Genomic DNA, 16,474 nt, shown 5'->3' on the forward strand with positions numbered 1-16,474 from the left:
AAACGGTCCTGCGTCCTGCGTCCTGCGTCCTGCGTCCTGCGTCCTGCGTCCTGCGTCCTGCGTCCTGCGTCCTGCGTCCTGCGTCCTGCGTCCTGCGATCAACGGATCACACGGTCAGTGGTTCCGTGGCCAACCGTTTCCGTAGCCATCGGGTCCCGCGTCTGCGCGGTACGAGCGCTCCGTGCCGCGCACTACGCGGCGAGCGCCATCTCCCGGCGGGCGGCTCCGACGCGGACCGCCGCGGCGAGCGTTGCGCTGCGGACGCTTTCGTCCACTCCGTAAGCGGACTCGGATCCGGAGCCGGCGGCCAGGGCGGTGGTGGAGCGGCGGACGGACGGGGTCTTGCCGTGGGCCTCGGCGCGGATGCGCTGCTTGATGGTGGGCGGGAGCGAACCACCGCGCATCATCGCCCTCCAGGTCCGCCGGGCCATGAAGGCCGGCCGGTTCACCGCGACGGCCGCGGGGGCGGCGGCGGGGGAGGAGGAGAGCGGGGTGGCGGCGGCCTGGGCGACCTTGGCGCCGAAGCCGAAGGAGGCGAGGACGGCCATGAGGGCCGCGAGGACGGTGGTCCAGATCGACGTGATGGTGCTGCGGTGAGCCATGACGGGTCCCTCTTTTCGCGATGTTCCGACGGGCGGATCTGAATACATTCGTGATGATGCGGGCGCAACCGGAACACCTCCACGACGCGCGCCGATCTTCCGACAAACACCACTCAAAGGGGCTAATCGCATAATCCCCGCCCCTTGGATCCACCCACGGATCCCCCGCAGATCCCGCGTGGACCCACCCCTGGAAGCTCCAGCGGACCCGGGCCGGACTCCTACCGGAAGTACGCCATCTCCCCGTCCACGGACGGATGTTGACATCTACTCAGCCCGCCCAGCATGCTCCATCGACGGCGCGGCGGATCTTCTTCTCATGGTCGGGGGACCAGGTTTCCATGCAGAACCGAGACGTACTGATTTCCGGTGCAGGCATCGCGGGCACCGCCTTGGCCCACTGGCTGCGCCACCACGGCTTCCGGCCCACCGTGGTCGAGCGCGCCTCCGCCCTCCGGGAGGGCGGCTACAAGATCGACATCCGGGGTGCCGCGCTCGACGTGGTCTCCCGTGCCGGGGTCCTCGACACGGTTCGCGCCCAGCGGACCGACGTCCAGGGCGGCTCCATCGTCAACGCGGCGGGCAAGCGGGTGGCGACGCTCGACGGGGACACCTTCGGTGGCCGCGCGGGCCACGACGCGGAGATCCTGCGCGGTGACCTCAACCGGATCCTCTACGACCTCACCGTCGACGGAGCCGACGGCGTCGAGTACCTCTTCGGCGACTCCATCGCCTCCGCCACGGAGACCGCCGAGGGCATCGAGGTGGCGTTCGACAGCGGCGCGCGCCGCGTCTTCGACCTGGTCATCGGCGCCGACGGGCTGCACTCCCACACCCGATCCCTGGTCTTCGGCCCGGAGGAACGGTTCATCCGGGACCTCGGCTACTACGTCTCGATCTACAGCGTCCCCAACCACCTCGACCTCGACCGCTGGGAGCTGACCTACGTCTCCCCCCTGCGCACGGCCCTGACATACAGCACGGCCAAGGACACGGGCGCGAAGGCGATGTTCTTCTTCGCCTCGGAGCCGCTGGAGTACGACCACCACGACGTCACCCAGCAGAAGAAGCTGCTCGCGGAGGCGTACGCGGGGGAGTCCTGGGAGGTGCCCCGGCTCCTCGCGGCGCTGGACGGGGCTCAGGACTTCTACTTCGACTCCCTCAGCCAGGCCCACCTGGACCACTGGTCGAAGGGCCGCACCGCCCTGATCGGCGACGCCGCGTACTGCGCCTCGCCCGCTTCCGGGCAGGGCGCGAGCCTGGCCCTGGTCGGCGCCTACGTCCTGGCGGGCGAGCTCGCCGCGGCCGACGGCGACCACACGACCGGCTTCGCGGCGTACGAGCGCGAGATGCGCGGCTTCGCGGAGGAGAACCAGAAGCTCGGCCCCTCGAACATCAAGCACATGGTGATGCGGACCAAGCGCCAGATCTCCGTCCAGCTGACCCTCCTCTCCCTCCTGGGCCGCCTGCCGGGCAAGGAGCGGATGATGAACAAGGTCATGGAGCCCATCCAGAAGGCCGCGAACTCCATCACCCTCAAGGACTACTGACCGGGCCGTCCGGTGGGTGCCCGGCCGGGCACCCACCCTTGCCGGCGGCCGGGACGCCGCAAATCCGCTCGCTCGTCCCTGCCCCGCCGCGCAGAATGCCGGGCATGGGAACCGACATCTACGGCTTCATCGAATGCCGCTGGGATCGCTGGCTGGACGAGGACGACCGCAGCTGGAGCAAGGCCGCCGACATAGCGGACCTCTACAACGGTCGTTCCTACGTCGCCTTCGGGTCGCTGTTCGGCGTGCGCGAGCCCACCGTGTTCCGTCCCCTCGCCGACCAGCGCGGCCTCCCCGAGGACGCGTCCCAGGAGACCCGCACCGCCTTCGAGTCGTGGGGAGCGGACTCGAGGGGCTCGTCCTGGATCACCTGGGCGGAGCTGGCAGCCGCGGACTGGGACGGGCTCTCGAACGAGGTCGACGACTGCGTCCACGAGTACCGGCGCGACCCCGGTGGAGCCTGGGAGCTTTACGGCAGGAACACCGGCCTCACCCGCTTCGCCGAGCTGTCCGGCATCACCGATCCCCAAGCCCTCCACCACGCCGGCCGCACCCATCCGGAGGGCACGGAGTGGCCCGACGGCGACCGCCTCTTCCGCGTCGGCCGGCTGCGCCGCCGGGACGCCGTGCCCGACAGCGACTGGGGCGCCGTCTGGTCCGTCATGCGCACCCTGGCGGGCCTACACGGGGACGTGGGCGTCCGCCTGGTCGTCTGGTTCGGCTGACTCCGCGGCTCACCGGTGAGGCGGAACCATTACGCTCGTGCTCCACATCGACTTGGGGGAGTTCGGGATGCAAAGTGCCGTTGTCACAGCGGACGGTGACCGGATCCGCTGGGTGGAACTGCCCGGGGCCGGACCGGCTCGGATCTACCTGCACGGGCTGGGATCCACCTCGCCCGCGTACTTCGCGGCGAGCGCCGTGCATCCGCTGCTCGCGGGGCGGCGCTCCCTGCTGATCGACCTGCTGGGGCACGGGCACAGTGACCGGCCCGAGGACTTCTCGTACACGCTGGAGGCCCACGCCGACGCTCTCGCCGCCGCGCTGGAGCAGGCCGGCACCGGCGCCGCCGAGCTGATCGCGCACAGCATGGGCGGCGCGGTCGCCATCGTGCTGGCCGACCGGCACCCCCACCTCGTGTCCCGGCTGGTGCTGGTCGACGCCAACTTGGACCCCACCCCGCCCAACCCCGCCGTCGCGGGCAGCAGCGGGCTCGCCACCTACACCGAGAAGGAGTTCCTGGCCGGCGGCTGGGCCGAGGTGCGCGACCGGGTCGGCGCCCACTGGTGGTCCACGATGCGACTGGCGGGCCGCGTCGCCCTGCACCGCAGCGCCGTGCACCTGGCGGCGGGCACCACGCCGACGATGCGGGAGCTGCTGTTGGAGCTGAAGATCCCGCGCAGCTACCTCCTCCCGGCCAAGGACGGCGCCCTCCCCGGGACCGAGGCCCTGGAGGCGGCCGGAGTGGCCGTCGTCCCCATCCCGGACTGCGGGCACAACATCATGCTCGACAACCCCGAGGGCTTCGCCCTGGCCACCGCGAACGCCCTGGCCGAGGACTGAGACCCAAACGCAGAGGGCGGGCACCAGATTCGGGTACCCGCCCTCTGAGCTGCTACTTCTCTGACCTGGCGGTGGGTGTGGGATTTGAACCCACGGTGACTCGCGCCACGACGGTTTTCAAGACCGTTCCCTTAGGCCGCTCGGGCAACCCACCTGGCGGGTACAGAGTACCGGGCGGTGGGGGTGGGCGGCGCTGGGGATGAGGGGGCGGGCGATCTTCGTGAGGGTGCGCTGACGTCAGATGGTGAGGAGGACGCCCGCGTACGAGGCTCCGGCCACGACCACCCAGGCCGCGAGGCCCAGGAGGGCCGCCCGGCCGCCGGTACGGGACAGGGTGGGCAAGTGGACCGCGCTGCCCAGGCCGAACAGGGCGGCGGCCAGCAGGAGTTCCTGGGCGGTGTGCGCCCCTTCCAGCGCCGCCTCCGGCAGGATGCCGGTGGCGCGCAGCGCGGCCGCCGCGAGGAACCCGGCCACGAACAGGGGCACCGGAGCCGGTCGGCGTCCCGAGGACGTGCGTGCTCCGCGCCGGCGGGCCCGTACCGAGAAGGCCACCGCCGCGACCAGCGGAGCCAGCAGCGCCACGCGCATCAGCTTGATCAGCACCGCTTCCCCGAGGGCGCCCGGGCCGGCCGTCTGGGCGGTCGCCACCACCTGGCCGACGTCGTGGACGCTCGCGCCCACCCAGCGGCCGAAGTCCGGGTCGGACAGGCCGAGGGGGGACTGGAGGAGCGGGAGGACGGCGATGGCGAGGGTCCCGCACAGGGTGACCAGGGCCACCGAGGAGGCCACGTCCTCCTCGTCGCTGCCCGACACCTGGCTGACCGCCCCGATGGCCGAGGCTCCGCAGATCGAGTACCCGGTGGCGATCAGCAACGGCTGGTCCCCGGGGAGTCCGAGTCGCCGGCCGAGCCAGAGGGTGCCGAGGAAGGTCGCCGCCACCACCCCGGCGACCATCGCCACGGTGGCCCAGCCCAGCCCGAGCACCTCGTCCAGCCCCAGCGCCAGGCCCAGCAGGACGATGCCGATCCGCATCAGGCGACGCCCGGCCAGGGAGAGTCCCGGGCGCGCGGGGCCCCGTACGAAGCCCCGTAGGCCGGGCAGATGAGCCGCGGTGATGCCGAGCACCACCGACACCGTCAGCATCGGAGCCCAGGGCACCAGCCGGTGCACCGACCAGGCGATCAGGACTCCGGCCGCCGCGAGGGCCAACCCGGGCCACGGTGACGTTGTTTCACGTGAAACAACGACCGGAACCGGGGATCCCGCCCCGCGCACCGGGCGGTTGAGGATGGCCATCAGTCGGTCGGCAGCGTGTAGACGCGGCGGACACTGCTGCCGAGGCGTATGACGTCCGCCCCGTAGACGTGCAGGGATATCGCCTTCGTGCGACAGGAGTTGCGGACCTTGTGGATGTCGCCGGGCGGGGCGAACCCGCAGACGTCGCCGGGGCCGTTGACCACGTGCTCGGTCGCCACCAGCCGGGCTCCGGCGGTGGCCGTGGCGGGGGCGAGGCGGTAGCGGAGCTCACTCTCCTCGCCCTCGTGCACCCCGGCCACGCACCACGAGACGTGGTCGTGGATGGCGGTCTCCTGACCCGGCAGCCAGACCAGGGCCACCACGGAGAAGCTCCCGTCCGGCTCCGCGTGCAGGACGTGCTGCCGGTAGCGGTCGGGGTGCCCCTCGCGCTGCCCGGCGGTGAGCAGACCGGGCGTTCCCAGATGCGGGGCGAGGCGTTCGCCGACCAGGTAGGCGGTCAGGTCGGGGGCCAGCCCCCGCTCCACGACCGTACGGATCTCACTGACGAGGGCGGCCGTCCTCGCGGTCGTGCGGGCCGGCGTGGTGGTGGTCATAGGGGGAGCGTCGAGGAACCCACCCATCACGTCCAACGACAGTTATGAGCTGAAATCCCAAGCCCGGCTTATGGATTGGGGGAGGAGGGGGAGCCTCCGGCGGACCGGTTCAGCAGCCGACGCGGTTCGAGGCCGCCTGCCTCAGGGCCTCCAGCACCACCGCAGTCGCCGGGACCCGCAGATGGTCGCGGTACACGTGGGCGGCGATGTGACGGCGGGCGGCCGGCAGCAGGGCCCGCCCGCACACCTTGCTCAGCGAGAGCGAGGGCAGCACCAGCGCGGGCATCATGGCCACGCCCAGGCCCTGTGCGACCAGGCTCTGGACCACCAGGTTGTCATCGGTGGCGAAGCGGATGTCGGGGACGAAGCCGAGCCCCGCGCATTCGTGCAGAAGGTTCGCCCGGCAGCGCGGGCAGCCGGCGATCCACCGCTCCTCGGAGAGGTCCGCGAGGTGCACGGCCCGCCGCCGGGCCAGCGGGTGCCCGGTCGGCAGCAGCACCGTCAGCTGGTCCTCCATGAGCCTGACCTCGGCGACCTCCTCCGGGACCTCCTCGTGCAGGCCGGGATAGGTGAAGGCCAGGGTGATGTCGCACTCGCCCCGCTCCAGCCTGCGCAAGGAGTCCGGGGGCTCCCCCTCCAGCAGCTCGACCTGGATGCCCGGATGCTCTTTGGCCAGGCTGCTCAGGGCTTCGGGGACCAGCGTGACGTTGGCGCTGGGGAAGCCGCACAGCCGAACGCGGCCGGTGCGCAGCCGGGCGTACGCCTTCAGCTGGGCCTCGGCGGCGGAGAGGCTGCCGAGGATGGCCTCCGCGTGCCGGGCCATCGATTCCCCGGCCTCGGTGAGCTGCATGCGGCGTCCCACGCGGGTGAACAGCGGGGTGCCGACGGCGCGTTCGAGGGCCTTCATCTGCTGGGTGATCGCGGGCTGGGTGTACCCGAGGACCCGGGCGGCGGCCGAGTAGGACCCCGAGGCGACCACCTGGTGGAACGTCCGTATGTGCCGCGAATCGAACACGGTCGAAGCATAAGCGGACGTTGGGAGGGGCCGCAGGCACAATCGCGCCTACGGCCCCTCGCCATCAAGCCAGTTGGTCCCGCTGCTACTTGTCGCCGACCCGCGAGCCGAGCGTGATGTCCACGGTGGTCGGCTTGCCGCCGCGCAGGTAGGTCAGCTTCACCGTGTCGCCCGGCTTGTACGTCCAGATCTCGCTGATCAGGGTCGGGCCGCTGTCGATCGGCTTGCCGCCGAACTCGGTGATGACGTCGCCGGGCTTGAGACCCGCCTTGCCCGCCGGGCCGCTCGGGTCGACGAGCTCGCCGGCCGAGGCGCCCGTCTCGGAGATCTTCGCGCCGTCGGTCTTGGCGGCGAGGTCCACGGAGACCGAGATCACCGGGTAGACGGGCTTGCCCGTCTTGATCAGCGATTCGGCGACGTTCTTCGCCTGGTTGACCGGGATGGCGAAACCGAGGCCGATGGAACCGGCCTGACCGCCGCCGAAGCCGCCGTTGCCGGCGGACTGGATCGCGGAGTTGATGCCGATGACCGCGCCGCGGCTGTCGAGCAGCGGACCGCCGGAGTTGCCCGGGTTGATCGAGGCGTCCGTCTGGAGGGCGCTCATGTACGAGTTCTTCCCGCCGGAGCCGTCACCGGAGGCGACCGGGCGGTTCTTGGCGCTGACGATTCCGGTGGTGACCGTGTTGGACAGGCCGAACGGAGCACCGATCGCGATGGTCGAGTCGCCGACGGCGACCTTGTCCGAGTCGCCGAGGGGCAGCGGCTTGAGCCCGGACGGCGGGTTCTTCAGCTTGATGACGGCGACGTCGTACCCCTGGGCCCGGCCGACGACCTCGGCCTCGTACTTCTTGCCGTCGGAGAAGGTCGCGCTGAGCTTGCCGCCGTTGGCCGCGGAGGCGACCACGTGGTTGTTCGTGAGGATGTGGCCCTGCTGGTCGTAGACGAACCCGGTGCCGGTGCCACCCTCGCCGTCGCCGGCCGAGGCCTCGATGGTGACGACGCTGGGCAGCGCGCCGGCGGCCAGGCCCGCGACGGAGCCGGCATCGCGCTTGAGGTCCTTGGGGGTGTTGCCGGCGCTGACCGTGGTCGAGCCGGAGCCGTTGGCACTGCGGTCGGCGGCCCAGTAGCCGACTCCGCCGCCGACGCCGCCCGCGATGAGGGCCGCCGCGAGCACGCCCGCGACCAGGCCGCCCTTGCCCTTCCGCTTGGGCTGCGGGGCGCCGTCGGTGGCCAGGGGCACGCCCCAGCCGCCACCGCCCTGGCCGTCACCGGCCCCGTACGCGGGAGCCGCGGGGGGCGGGGGCGGCCAGCCCTCGGCGCCCATCGCCTGCGGCGCGGGAGCGGGGGCCTCGGCGTAGGCCGGGGTGACCGGCGGGACCGGGTTCTCGGCGTACGCGGGAGCCGGGTACGGCGCCTGCGCGGGAGCCGGGTACGACGCGGGAGCCGGGGGCTGGACGGCCGCGGCGGGCTGGACCGGCGCGGGCTGGGCCGCCGGAGTCCGGGGGAGCTGCTGGGTCGGTTCGGCTCCGGGCGCGGCCGTCGGCGGCAGCTGCTGCGTCACCGGCTCCGCGGACGTCGGCGCGGGGGGCGCGGCCGGCGCGGCGTCGACGGGCGCGGCCACCGGGCGTACGGGCGGAGCCGCGGGGGGCGTCGGGGCCGCGGTGCCCTCGTTCTCGGTGCTCACAGCGCTCTCTCCTCGTCACACACGGCTTCAGAAATACGGGCGATATCGGTCCGACTGAACGTTCGACGTGCCGTACAAGTTCCTGGGCAAAGCCTTTCCCATGCCCCGTCAGAGCACTGTAAGCCGGACCTGTGAGTCTCCCCCATCCTTTATCTCCGACATTTCTGGCGCATCCCCAGAAGCACCCGCCGAGCCCTCCGCGACACCCGGGCCCCTCTCGGTGGCACCATTGAGCCGGTGACCCACGCAACGCCGCGCCCCATCCAGGTCGTCGCCCACCGCGGCGCCTCGGAGGATGCCCCCGAACACACGCTGGCCGCCTACCGCAAGGCGATCGAGGACGGGGCCGACGCCCTCGAATGCGATGTCCGGCTCACGGCCGACGGCCACCTGGTCCTGGTCCACGACCGGCGGGTGAACCGCACCTCCAACGGCCGCGGCGCCGTCTCGGCCCTGGAGCTGGCCGATCTGGCCGCCCTCGATTTCGGCTCGTGGAAGGACCGGGAGGAGTCTCCCGACTGGGACGCGGACCCCGAGCGGACCTCCGTGCTCACCCTGGAGCGCCTGCTGGAGCTGGTCGCGGACGCCGGGCGGCCGGTACAGCTGGCGATCGAGACGAAGCACCCGACCCGCTGGGCCGGACAGGTGGAGGAGCGCCTGCTCTTCCTCCTCAAGCGCTTCGCGCTGGACGCCCCGCCCGCCGAGGGGCCGCATCCGGTCCGGGTGATGAGCTTCTCCGCGCGCTCCCTGCACCGGATGCGGGCGGCCGCGCCGACGGTCCCGACCGTGTACCTGATGCAGTTCATCTCGCCCCGGATGCGGGACGGGCGGCTGCCCGCCGGAGTACGGATCGCCGGGCCCGGGATGCGGATCGTGCGCAACCACCCGGGCTTCATCCGCAAACTTCAGGCCGCGGGGCACTCCGTTCACGTATGGACCGTGAACGATCCGGAAGACGTTCAGCTCTGCGCTGATCTGGGCGTGGAAGCGATCATCACGAACCGACCTCGACAGGTTTTGTCACAGCTGGGCCGCTGACATCCCGTTTTGCGCTTCCGTCCCACGCGAACCACCCGTTACAGGGTGTGCACCGGCGCATCCACTCCGCGTTCGGTCGCCGTGAATGCGTCAGAGGGCGCCGGTCCGTCGGTTTCCGGTCCAGGCCATTGGGGCATCCAGACCATGCGTGGGGCTAAGGAGGTTCCGGGGGTGGCGTTGATGGTGGCACAAGAAGTGCCCACGTCGTCGTGCATGGACGTGTCCCATGGTCCTGCGGGCGTGGGCGAGGCGAGGCACCGGATGCGCGAGCAGCTGCGCATCGGCGGGGTGTCCGAATCGATCGTGGATGACGCCGTACTGATCCTTTCCGAACTGCTCAGCAACGCCTGCCGGCACGGCAGACCACTGGGCACACGGGAGATTGGTGACGGCGGGATACGCGCGTCGTGGCACGTCGACAAGGCGGGGCGGCTGACGGTCGAGGTCACGGACGGAGGCGGGCCCACCCGCCCCATCCCGGCCAAGCCTTCGGTCACCGCACGGGGCGGGCGGGGGCTGAACATCATCAGCGCCCTGGCCCAGGACTGGGGTGTCCGGGACGGAGCGGCGGGCGAGGTCACCGTATGGGCGACCGTTGCCTGTGGGACCCGGCACGAGGATTTCGCTACGCGCGTTGCGTCCCCGGCGATCGATTTCAGTACGGCCTTCGGCGATCTGGATCCCTGATCCGACCGATCCCCGACCGCGGGTGGACCGATGGCGGCCGTCCGGGAGCGCACGCCGACCGTGCTCCCGGCCGCACACCACCGGTTGTGGCGGTACGAACGGCTAGGCTCGCGCCCAGACCGACGCCGTACCGCCGCAACCGGGAGACACCCACGATGGCCAAGAAGCGCCCCGCCGCGAAGTCCGCAAAGCCGCAGCTCAACAACGGGGAGATCCCGGTGGTGGGCGCTCGCGAGCCCTGCCCCTGCGGATCCGGGCGCCGTTACAAGGCCTGCCACGGCGCGGCCGCCGCGCACGCCGTCACCGAGCACGTGGCCCGCCCGTTCGAGGGCCTGCCCGGCGAGTGCGACTGGGTGGCGCTGCGCGAGCTCGTCCCCGCCGCCACCGTGCCGCTCACCCTCAAGGACGGGCTGCCCGAGGGCGTCCCCTCCGTCACGCTGGTGACCGTGCTCCCGCTGGCCTCGCCGGCGCTGCGCCGCGAGGACGGCTCCGTCCTGCTCGGCCTGCAGAACGACTCGACCAGCGGCGACCTCGCCCGGGACATGGCCGACACCCTGGAGCGCGCCCTCGTGGCCGAGCCCGGCACCGTCGTCGCCGCCCGCCGGGTTCCGGCCGAGGGTCCGCGACTTCAGGATCTCCTGTCCGTGGACGGCGGTTTCGAGCCGGTTGTCCACAGCGGGTTCGAATTCTGGATTCCGGAAGCGGAGGACGTCCAGAACGCCTCCCCGGAGGTCGCCGCCTCCCTGGAGCGCGCCAACGCGGCCGCCATCCCGACCGTCAAGCTGACCGGCGTGGATGCCGCCTACTGGTGCGAGACCCCGGACAAGAACCACCTGCGCTGGGTCATGCCGCACCCCGAGGAGAAGCTGCTCGACGCGCTCGCGCGCCTGTCCGCCGCGGGAACGTCCTCGCTCGGCGAGGGCACCAAGCTGGTCGGCTCCTTCCGCGCCCACGGCCTGATGGTCCCCGTCTGGGACCTCCCGACCGGAGTCTCGGCCGAGGACGTGGAGAAGCCCGCGGCCGAGCTCGCGGAGCGGCTCGCCGCGGCTCTCGCCACGGACGCGCCGCTGACCACGGAGGAGCGCCGGGCGCGCGGCGGACTCACCAACCGCCAGGTCACGCTCAGCTGACCGGACGGCCGGCCCGTTCGCGGGCCGGCCACCGGTGATCGGAGTCACAACTCCCGCTAATCGCCTGCAAATCGGTGTCCGAATATTAGAGATCGAATTTGCGAACAGGCGATCTCTTGTTACCGTTCTTGTAGCCCGGTCGCTGGTGCATCCCCCGTCGCCAGCGACCGGGCCCTTGATTTTCCGGTGACGCTCAACCGTCGCCCCGGACCGGTGAGTTGCTCCCGGACCGCAGGAGCAGGGCTCCTTCATCATCCGGAACTGCAAACTCCGCTACGGCCGAGTAGTCCGCCGGAACCCCGGCCGACTCCTCCCCCGGCGTCTCGCACAGCCCCGGTTCGTCAGCCGCGCCGACCGCACAGCGGATCTGCACCGTGCGCCCCGCCGGACCCATCACCGTGAGCACCGCGTCGAGCGCACGGCCGCTGGTGTTCCGGTAGTAGCTGCGCCCCCACGTCCGGCCCTCGCCCGACAGGACGCAGGTCTGCGCCTCCACCCCTTGCGGGGAGGACAGTTCGGGTCCGCAGCGGGCGTCCGTACGCGGCTGCTCGGCCGGGCCCGGGCCGGCCGGCGCCGCGGCGGGGGCCTGCGTACGGGACCGGCCGGGGGCGGAACTCGCGCCCGAGCCCGCCGAATCGGCGAGATCCCCGGAACCGGATCTTCCCGGAGCGTCCTCGGACGCGCGCCCGAGGCCGAAGGTGGAGAGCAACCCGCCACCCTTTCCATCGCTCTGACCGGCGAAATCCGGCCCGGCGATCGCTCCCGCCAACGGGAGCGACAAGATGATCAACACACCGGCGCCGATACCGATCAGGCGGAGATTCATTCGCCGAAGATAGCGATGCGGGAATGGGGCGGAGAGATCCCCGCGCCCAATTCCCTTGGAAACTCGTCTCGCTGGCACCCGTACGAGTGATCCGCCAGCCCACGAGCTCAGTACGCGAGTCGGCTCCCGCCGCCCGGCGCCCCGCTGCTCGCCTCCACCAGCGCGTCCACGACCGCCTCCACTTCCGGCAGCCAGATCTCCCCGGACCCCGCGGGCTCGCGTTCCCACCGCACCTGACCGCCGCCCACCGCGGGGGAGGGCGGGAGCAGCAAGTAGCCGCCCTCGCCGTGGAAACGCAGCGAGGAGGGCACGTGGTCCTTGGCGTAGAGGATCTCGCCGAGCCGCTCCAGCGAGTACGGCGCCACGAGCAGCGACCACCGCGTGGGCGTGGCCACGATCGGCCCGAGCCGCATCCCCTCGGCGTCCAGTCGTACGACGGCACGCGCGGCCGCCGCCGCGGGCAGGCTCACCGCGCAGGGCGCGCTCCCGCCGGTGGCCAGCAGGATCGGGGCGGCCGCCCGGTTGGCCCACCACCAGGCCACCATTCGGGGGTCGGTGGTGGCCGCGAGCAGCCCGGGATCGAAGGGGTGCGCGCCGGGTACGACGCAGTCGGGGTCGGGGCAGGCGCACCGCGCGCTGTCGGCGCCGGAGCGTCCGACGCCCGGCAGCACGGGCCAGTGCCAGGTGACGGCGCAGGTCAGCGCCGCGTCGAGGAGGGCCGGCGCATCACCCTGCGGCGGGGCTGGGCGCAGGGATTGCAAGCGATTGCGGAGCCGCTGGAGACGCCTTCCGAGGATCTCGCGCATGAGCGCTCGTTCCTTTCCGTTGAACGCCGAGGGCCACATCACACCATGTAAGCGGTGGTTCACCACACGTACACGTTTCGCGTCACTGTCCGCCTGAAGCAGGTTCACACGGTTCGTGCAGTTTTCTTACGGGTCCATGAAACGTCCGTCGGGGGCGGTGCGCGACCCGGGACCGTGCGGGGGACGGCTGTCGTCGATGGGGACGACGGGCCGCGCCCGTCGGTTCCCGGCGGGCGCCGGGATGCGCCAACTCTCCCCGGGTGCAACGGATTACGTACCCGGACCGGCCGACGGACTCGCCCAGTCGACCGCAAAAACCGTCCGCGTCCCGCTTTTTCCGGCCAAGTTCTAGCCCTGACCGGACAGTGAGTTGCCGTCTCACGGACACCAGGATTCCCACCTGGGCAATGCTGGACATCGCTCCTTGTGTGCGTGTAGATGTGGATTCATTGATAGCGGCGCAGCATGATCTGGGGGTTTGCGATGCTATATGGCGAATCGCACCAGCTGGAAAGGCGGACGCCATGAGCGCCCCGCATCTGCCGAAAGTGGCTGGAATCGATCCAGCTGTCACAGCGTCCCCGCACACTGTGGCGCCCACACCGGCGCCCACGGCCGTGTCCACCTCGACGAGCCCGCGATCGGCCCACACGCCGGCGCAGAACCCCGCCGCGAGCTCGGTCATTCAGGACCGTCTCGCCGGGATGGTCTCCGACCTCACCACCCTCCACGAGCTCACCGAACGGCTCGCCCGCGCCGGTGACCTCACCTCTTCCCTCCAGGAGTTCCTACGGGCGGGCGCGGCCCTCGTCGGCGCCCGGCGCGGCCTGATCGTCCTGGAGCCCTCCGACGGACTCGGCCCCACCAGCACCATCGGCCTCGGCCTCGGCCACGCCGACCTCGGGCACATCGAGACCGTGCCGCGCAGCGCCACCTCCTACGGCCGCATCCTCGACGGCCTGCCCGACGCCCACGGCGGCTCGGAGTTCCTGCCCGAGCCCGGCACGGTCCCCGGACCCAGTGCCGGCGGCTACGCCACCCCCGTCGACCCGCGCCACCGCGAGGTCGCCGCCCGCCTCGGCTACGCCGCCAGCTACGCGCTGCCGCTGACCGCCGAAGCCACCGGCCGGCTCGGAGCGGCCGTCTGGCTCTACGACGAACAGGCCGAGCCCAACGACCGCCAGCGCGACCTGGCCGGGCTGTACGTCCGGCACGCCGCCGAGCACCTGGCCCGGATGCTGGAGGTGGAGCGCGCCCGCTCCAGCCTGGCCACCGTCGCCGAGGAACTGCTGCCCAGCCGGCTCCCCCGGATCTCCGGGGTCCAGCTCGCCGCCCGGCACCACACCGGCCCGCACGGCGGAGGCGACTGGTACGACGCGCTGCCGCTGCCGGAGGGCGCCCTCGGCCTGGCCGTGGGCTCCGTCACCGGCTCGGGACCGAGCGCCGTCGCCGCGATGGGCCGGCTGCGCGCCTCGCTGCGGGCGTACGCCGTCATGGAGGGCGAGGACCCCGTCGCCGTCCTCTCCGACCTGGAACTGCTGCTGCGCCTGACCGAGCCCGCGCGCTCGGCGACCGCGCTCTTCGCCTACTGCGAGCCCGCCGGGGGCCCGAACTCGAACGGCCCGGGGAGGAAGCTCATCCTCGCCGGGGCCGGTCACACCCCGCCGCTGCTGATCGGCGAGCGGCGCACCGAGTACGTGGAGACCACCCTCTCCGCGCCCCTCGGAATGCTGTCCTGCTGGGAGGCGCCGAGCGTGGAGATCGAGCCCGCGCCCGGAGAAACGGTGCTGCTCTACACGGACGGACTGCTCCGGCGCACCGGGGACCCGATGGACCGGGCGTACGCGCGGCTGCACGCCGCCGCCGCGGGGATCCCCCGTAGCGCCCGCGAGGACCCGGGCGCCATCTGCGACCACATCCTGCGCACGGTGCTCCCGGACGGCGAAGGGGACGGGCCCGCCGCACCGGCGGACTCCTCCGAGGACATCGTGCTGCTGGCGGCACGGTTCGAGTGACACGGACGGAGCGACGCGGGCACGGGGACGGGACGCGGCGTGTGGCGGTGTGACAGGGTTTAGCTGATTTGTCACACGACCTCTCGGGGGGCGTCCGCTCACCCATACGATGGATGAGGTCCATACCCGGTCCGTGTCCGTCGTACTGAGGAGAAGACGTGGCTGACGAGCTCACCCCGGAGACCCCGGAAGAAGAGCAGCCCAAGAAGAAGCACAAGCAGCGCAAGAACGGGCTGTACCCGGGTGTCAGCGAGGAGCTCGCCGCGAGCATGCGCACGGGCTGGGCAGACACCGAGCTGCGCGGGCTGGAGCCGATCGCTCAGGCCGCACACACCGCCGCCCGCCGCTCCGCGCTGTCCCGGCGCTTCCCCGGTGAGCGCCTCGTCGTCCCCGCCGGGCGGCTGAAGACGCGCTCGAACGACACCGAGTACCCCTTCCGCGCCTCGACCGAGTACGCGTACCTCACCGGCGACCAGACCGAGAACGGCGTCCTGGTCATGGAGCCCGCGGGGGAGACCGGCCACCAGGCCACCATCTACCTGCTGCCCCGCTCCGACCGCGAGAACGGCGAGTTCTGGCTCTCCGGCAGCGGCGAGCTGTGGGTCGGCCGCCGCCACTCCCTCACCGAGGCCGAGCAGCTCCTGGGCATCCCGGCCAAGGACGTGCGCAAGCTCGCCGAGGAGCTGGCCGAGTCCGAGGGCCCGGTCCGCGCCGTGCGCGGTCACGACTCCGTCATCGAGACCGCGCTGACCGACAAGGTCACCAAGGAGCACGACGACGAGCTGCGCGTCTACCTCTCCGAGGCCCGCGCCGTGAAGGACGCCTTCGAGATCGGCGAGCTGCAGAAGGCCGTCGACTCCACCGTCCGCGGCTTCGAGGACGTCGTGAAGGTCCTCGACAAGGCAGAGGCCACCTCCGAGCGCTACATCGAGGGCACCTTCTTCCTGCGCGCCCGTGTCGAGGGCAACGACGTCGGCTACGGCTCCATCTGCGCCGCCGGCCCGCACGCCTGCACCCTGCACTGGGTCCGCAACGACGGTGACGTCCGCTCCGGCGACCTGCTGCTGCTCGACGCCGGTGTGGAGACCCACTCCCTCTACACCGCCGACGTCACGCGCACGCTGCCGATCAACGGCACGTACACCGACATCCAGCGCAAGATCTACGACGCGGTGTACGCCTCCCAGGAAGCCGGCATCGCCGCCGTGAAGCCGGGTGCGAAGTTCCGCGACTTCCACGACGCCTCGCAGCACGTGCTCGCCGAGAAGCTCGTCGAGTGGGGCCTGCTGGAGGGACCGGTCGAGCGCGTCCTGGAGCTCGGTCTGCAGCGCCGCTGGAGCCTGCACGGCACCGGTCACATGCTCGGCATGGACGTCCACGACTGCGCCGCGGCGCGCACCGAGGCGTACGTGGACGGCACGCTGGAGCCCGGAATGTGCCTGACGGTCGAGCCCGGTCTGTACTTCCAGGCCGACGACCTGACCGTGCCCGAGGAGTACCGCGGCATCGGCGTCCGGATCGAGGACGACATCCTCGTCACCGAGGACGGCAACCGGAACCTGTCGGCCGGTCTGCCCCGCACCTCGGACGAGGTCGAGGCCTGGATGGCGCGGCTCAAGGGCTGACGCCACCGCTCGTACGCGCCGATGGGCGGGACCCTCCACGGGTCCCGCCCATCGGCGCGTCCACGACACCTACGACTTCTCTT

At 71.8% G+C, this 16,474-nt stretch carries 15 protein-coding genes and 1 tRNA gene; 8 read left to right on the forward strand and 8 right to left on the reverse strand.

Annotation, left to right across the window (positions count from 1 at the left end; all coding sequences use genetic code 11):
* Positions 1 to 191: 191 nt before the first annotated feature.
* Positions 192 to 602, reverse strand: coding sequence for a DUF6344 domain-containing protein (locus ACFYYB_RS28645; RefSeq protein WP_389438598.1), 411 nt, complete (start codon positions 600 to 602; stop codon positions 192 to 194).
* Between the two features lie 341 nt (positions 603 to 943).
* On the opposite strand from ACFYYB_RS28645, the gene ACFYYB_RS28650 reads away from it, so the two are divergent.
* The 3 genes from ACFYYB_RS28650 to ACFYYB_RS28660 all read left to right on the forward strand — a co-directional run bounded on the left by ACFYYB_RS28650 (position 944) and on the right by ACFYYB_RS28660 (position 3,715).
* Positions 944 to 2,152 carry an FAD-dependent monooxygenase gene (locus ACFYYB_RS28650; protein WP_389438599.1) on the forward strand — a complete coding sequence of 403 codons (1,209 nt, stop codon included), beginning with the start codon at positions 944 to 946 and terminating at the stop codon, positions 2,150 to 2,152.
* A gap of 104 nt (positions 2,153 to 2,256) precedes the next feature.
* On the forward strand, positions 2,257 to 2,877 hold the full coding sequence (locus ACFYYB_RS28655) for a hypothetical protein (RefSeq protein ID WP_389438600.1): 621 nt from the start codon (positions 2,257 to 2,259) through the stop codon (positions 2,875 to 2,877).
* A gap of 67 nt (positions 2,878 to 2,944) precedes the next feature.
* The gene (locus ACFYYB_RS28660) at positions 2,945 to 3,715 is read left to right on the forward strand and encodes an alpha/beta fold hydrolase (RefSeq protein WP_389438601.1); all 771 of its coding nucleotides are present in this window, start codon (positions 2,945 to 2,947) and stop codon (positions 3,713 to 3,715) included.
* Positions 3,716 to 3,781: 66 nt separating this feature from the next.
* Here the strand turns inward: ACFYYB_RS28660 and ACFYYB_RS28665 are convergent.
* From ACFYYB_RS28665 to ACFYYB_RS28685, 5 genes are all read right to left on the reverse strand, one after another.
* A tRNA-Ser gene (locus ACFYYB_RS28665) sits at positions 3,782 to 3,869 on the reverse strand.
* An 83-nt stretch (positions 3,870 to 3,952) separates the two neighbouring features.
* The gene (locus ACFYYB_RS28670; RefSeq protein ID WP_389438602.1) at positions 3,953 to 5,011 is read right to left on the reverse strand and encodes a YeiH family protein; all 1,059 of its coding nucleotides are present in this window, start codon (positions 5,009 to 5,011) and stop codon (positions 3,953 to 3,955) included.
* The gene (locus tag ACFYYB_RS28675) at positions 5,011 to 5,565 is read right to left on the reverse strand and encodes a cysteine dioxygenase (RefSeq protein ID WP_389438603.1); all 555 of its coding nucleotides are present in this window, start codon (positions 5,563 to 5,565) and stop codon (positions 5,011 to 5,013) included. Before ACFYYB_RS28675 ends, ACFYYB_RS28670 begins: the two co-directional genes overlap by 1 nt.
* Before the next feature lie 109 nt (positions 5,566 to 5,674).
* Positions 5,675 to 6,580 (reverse strand): LysR substrate-binding domain-containing protein, encoded by a 906-nt coding sequence (locus tag ACFYYB_RS28680; RefSeq protein WP_389438605.1) that lies wholly within the window; start codon positions 6,578 to 6,580, stop codon positions 5,675 to 5,677.
* 85 nt (positions 6,581 to 6,665) lie between these two features.
* On the reverse strand, positions 6,666 to 8,264 hold the full coding sequence (locus ACFYYB_RS28685; protein ID WP_389438607.1) for a S1C family serine protease: 1,599 nt from the start codon (positions 8,262 to 8,264) through the stop codon (positions 6,666 to 6,668).
* Positions 8,265 to 8,501: 237 nt separating this feature from the next.
* Here ACFYYB_RS28685 and ACFYYB_RS28690 point away from each other — a divergent pair, with 237 nt between their 5' ends.
* The 3 genes from ACFYYB_RS28690 (at position 8,502) to ACFYYB_RS28700 (ending at position 11,119) form a co-directional block, all read left to right on the forward strand.
* Positions 8,502 to 9,302, forward strand: coding sequence for a glycerophosphodiester phosphodiesterase (locus ACFYYB_RS28690; protein WP_389438609.1), 801 nt, complete (start codon positions 8,502 to 8,504; stop codon positions 9,300 to 9,302).
* 180 nt (positions 9,303 to 9,482) lie between these two features.
* On the forward strand, positions 9,483 to 9,989 hold the full coding sequence (locus tag ACFYYB_RS28695) for an ATP-binding protein (RefSeq protein WP_389439019.1): 507 nt from the start codon (positions 9,483 to 9,485) through the stop codon (positions 9,987 to 9,989).
* Between the two features lie 155 nt (positions 9,990 to 10,144).
* Entirely contained in the window at positions 10,145 to 11,119 is a 975-nt protein-coding gene (locus tag ACFYYB_RS28700) for a DUF5926 family protein (RefSeq protein WP_389438611.1), read from the forward strand.
* 193 nt (positions 11,120 to 11,312) lie between these two features.
* Here ACFYYB_RS28700 and ACFYYB_RS28705 read toward each other — a convergent pair whose 3' ends face one another.
* On the reverse strand, positions 11,313 to 11,945 hold the full coding sequence (locus tag ACFYYB_RS28705) for a hypothetical protein (RefSeq protein WP_389438613.1): 633 nt from the start codon (positions 11,943 to 11,945) through the stop codon (positions 11,313 to 11,315).
* 107 nt (positions 11,946 to 12,052) lie between these two features.
* Positions 12,053 to 12,751 (reverse strand): bifunctional DNA primase/polymerase, encoded by a 699-nt coding sequence (locus ACFYYB_RS28710; protein WP_389438615.1) that lies wholly within the window; start codon positions 12,749 to 12,751, stop codon positions 12,053 to 12,055.
* A 407-nt stretch (positions 12,752 to 13,158) separates the two neighbouring features.
* On the opposite strand from ACFYYB_RS28710, the gene ACFYYB_RS28715 reads away from it, so the two are divergent.
* Complete coding sequence (locus ACFYYB_RS28715; protein WP_389438617.1) at positions 13,159 to 14,766, forward strand: SpoIIE family protein phosphatase; 1,608 nt, start codon at positions 13,159 to 13,161, stop codon at positions 14,764 to 14,766.
* Positions 14,767 to 14,924: 158 nt separating this feature from the next.
* Positions 14,925 to 16,391, forward strand: coding sequence for an aminopeptidase P family protein (locus ACFYYB_RS28720; RefSeq protein WP_389438619.1), 1,467 nt, complete (start codon positions 14,925 to 14,927; stop codon positions 16,389 to 16,391).
* Positions 16,392 to 16,474 lie beyond the last annotated feature (83 nt).

The organism is Streptomyces sp. NPDC002886 (genome assembly GCF_042888445.1).
GTDB lineage: Bacteria > Actinomycetota > Actinomycetes > Streptomycetales > Streptomycetaceae > Streptomyces.

Bases quoted from the DNA above. Each gene is read 5' to 3' on its own strand.
- ACFYYB_RS28645 (WP_389438598.1), bottom strand. From the start codon at position 602: ATGGCTCACCGCAGCACCATCACGTCGATCTGGACCACCGTCCTCGCG.
- ACFYYB_RS28650 (WP_389438599.1), top strand. From the start codon at position 944: ATGCAGAACCGAGACGTACTGATTTCCGGTGCAGGCATCGCGGGCACC.
- ACFYYB_RS28655 (WP_389438600.1), top strand. From the start codon at position 2,257: ATGGGAACCGACATCTACGGCTTCATCGAATGCCGCTGGGATCGCTGG.
- ACFYYB_RS28660 (WP_389438601.1), top strand. From the start codon at position 2,945: ATGCAAAGTGCCGTTGTCACAGCGGACGGTGACCGGATCCGCTGGGTG.
- ACFYYB_RS28670 (WP_389438602.1), bottom strand. From the start codon at position 5,011: ATGGCCATCCTCAACCGCCCGGTGCGCGGGGCGGGATCCCCGGTTCCG.
- ACFYYB_RS28675 (WP_389438603.1), bottom strand. From the start codon at position 5,565: ATGACCACCACCACGCCGGCCCGCACGACCGCGAGGACGGCCGCCCTC.
- ACFYYB_RS28695 (WP_389439019.1), top strand. From the start codon at position 9,483: ATGGTGGCACAAGAAGTGCCCACGTCGTCGTGCATGGACGTGTCCCAT.
- ACFYYB_RS28700 (WP_389438611.1), top strand. From the start codon at position 10,145: ATGGCCAAGAAGCGCCCCGCCGCGAAGTCCGCAAAGCCGCAGCTCAAC.
- ACFYYB_RS28705 (WP_389438613.1), bottom strand. From the start codon at position 11,945: ATGAATCTCCGCCTGATCGGTATCGGCGCCGGTGTGTTGATCATCTTG.
- ACFYYB_RS28710 (WP_389438615.1), bottom strand. From the start codon at position 12,751: ATGCGCGAGATCCTCGGAAGGCGTCTCCAGCGGCTCCGCAATCGCTTG.
- ACFYYB_RS28715 (WP_389438617.1), top strand. From the start codon at position 13,159: ATGCTGGACATCGCTCCTTGTGTGCGTGTAGATGTGGATTCATTGATA.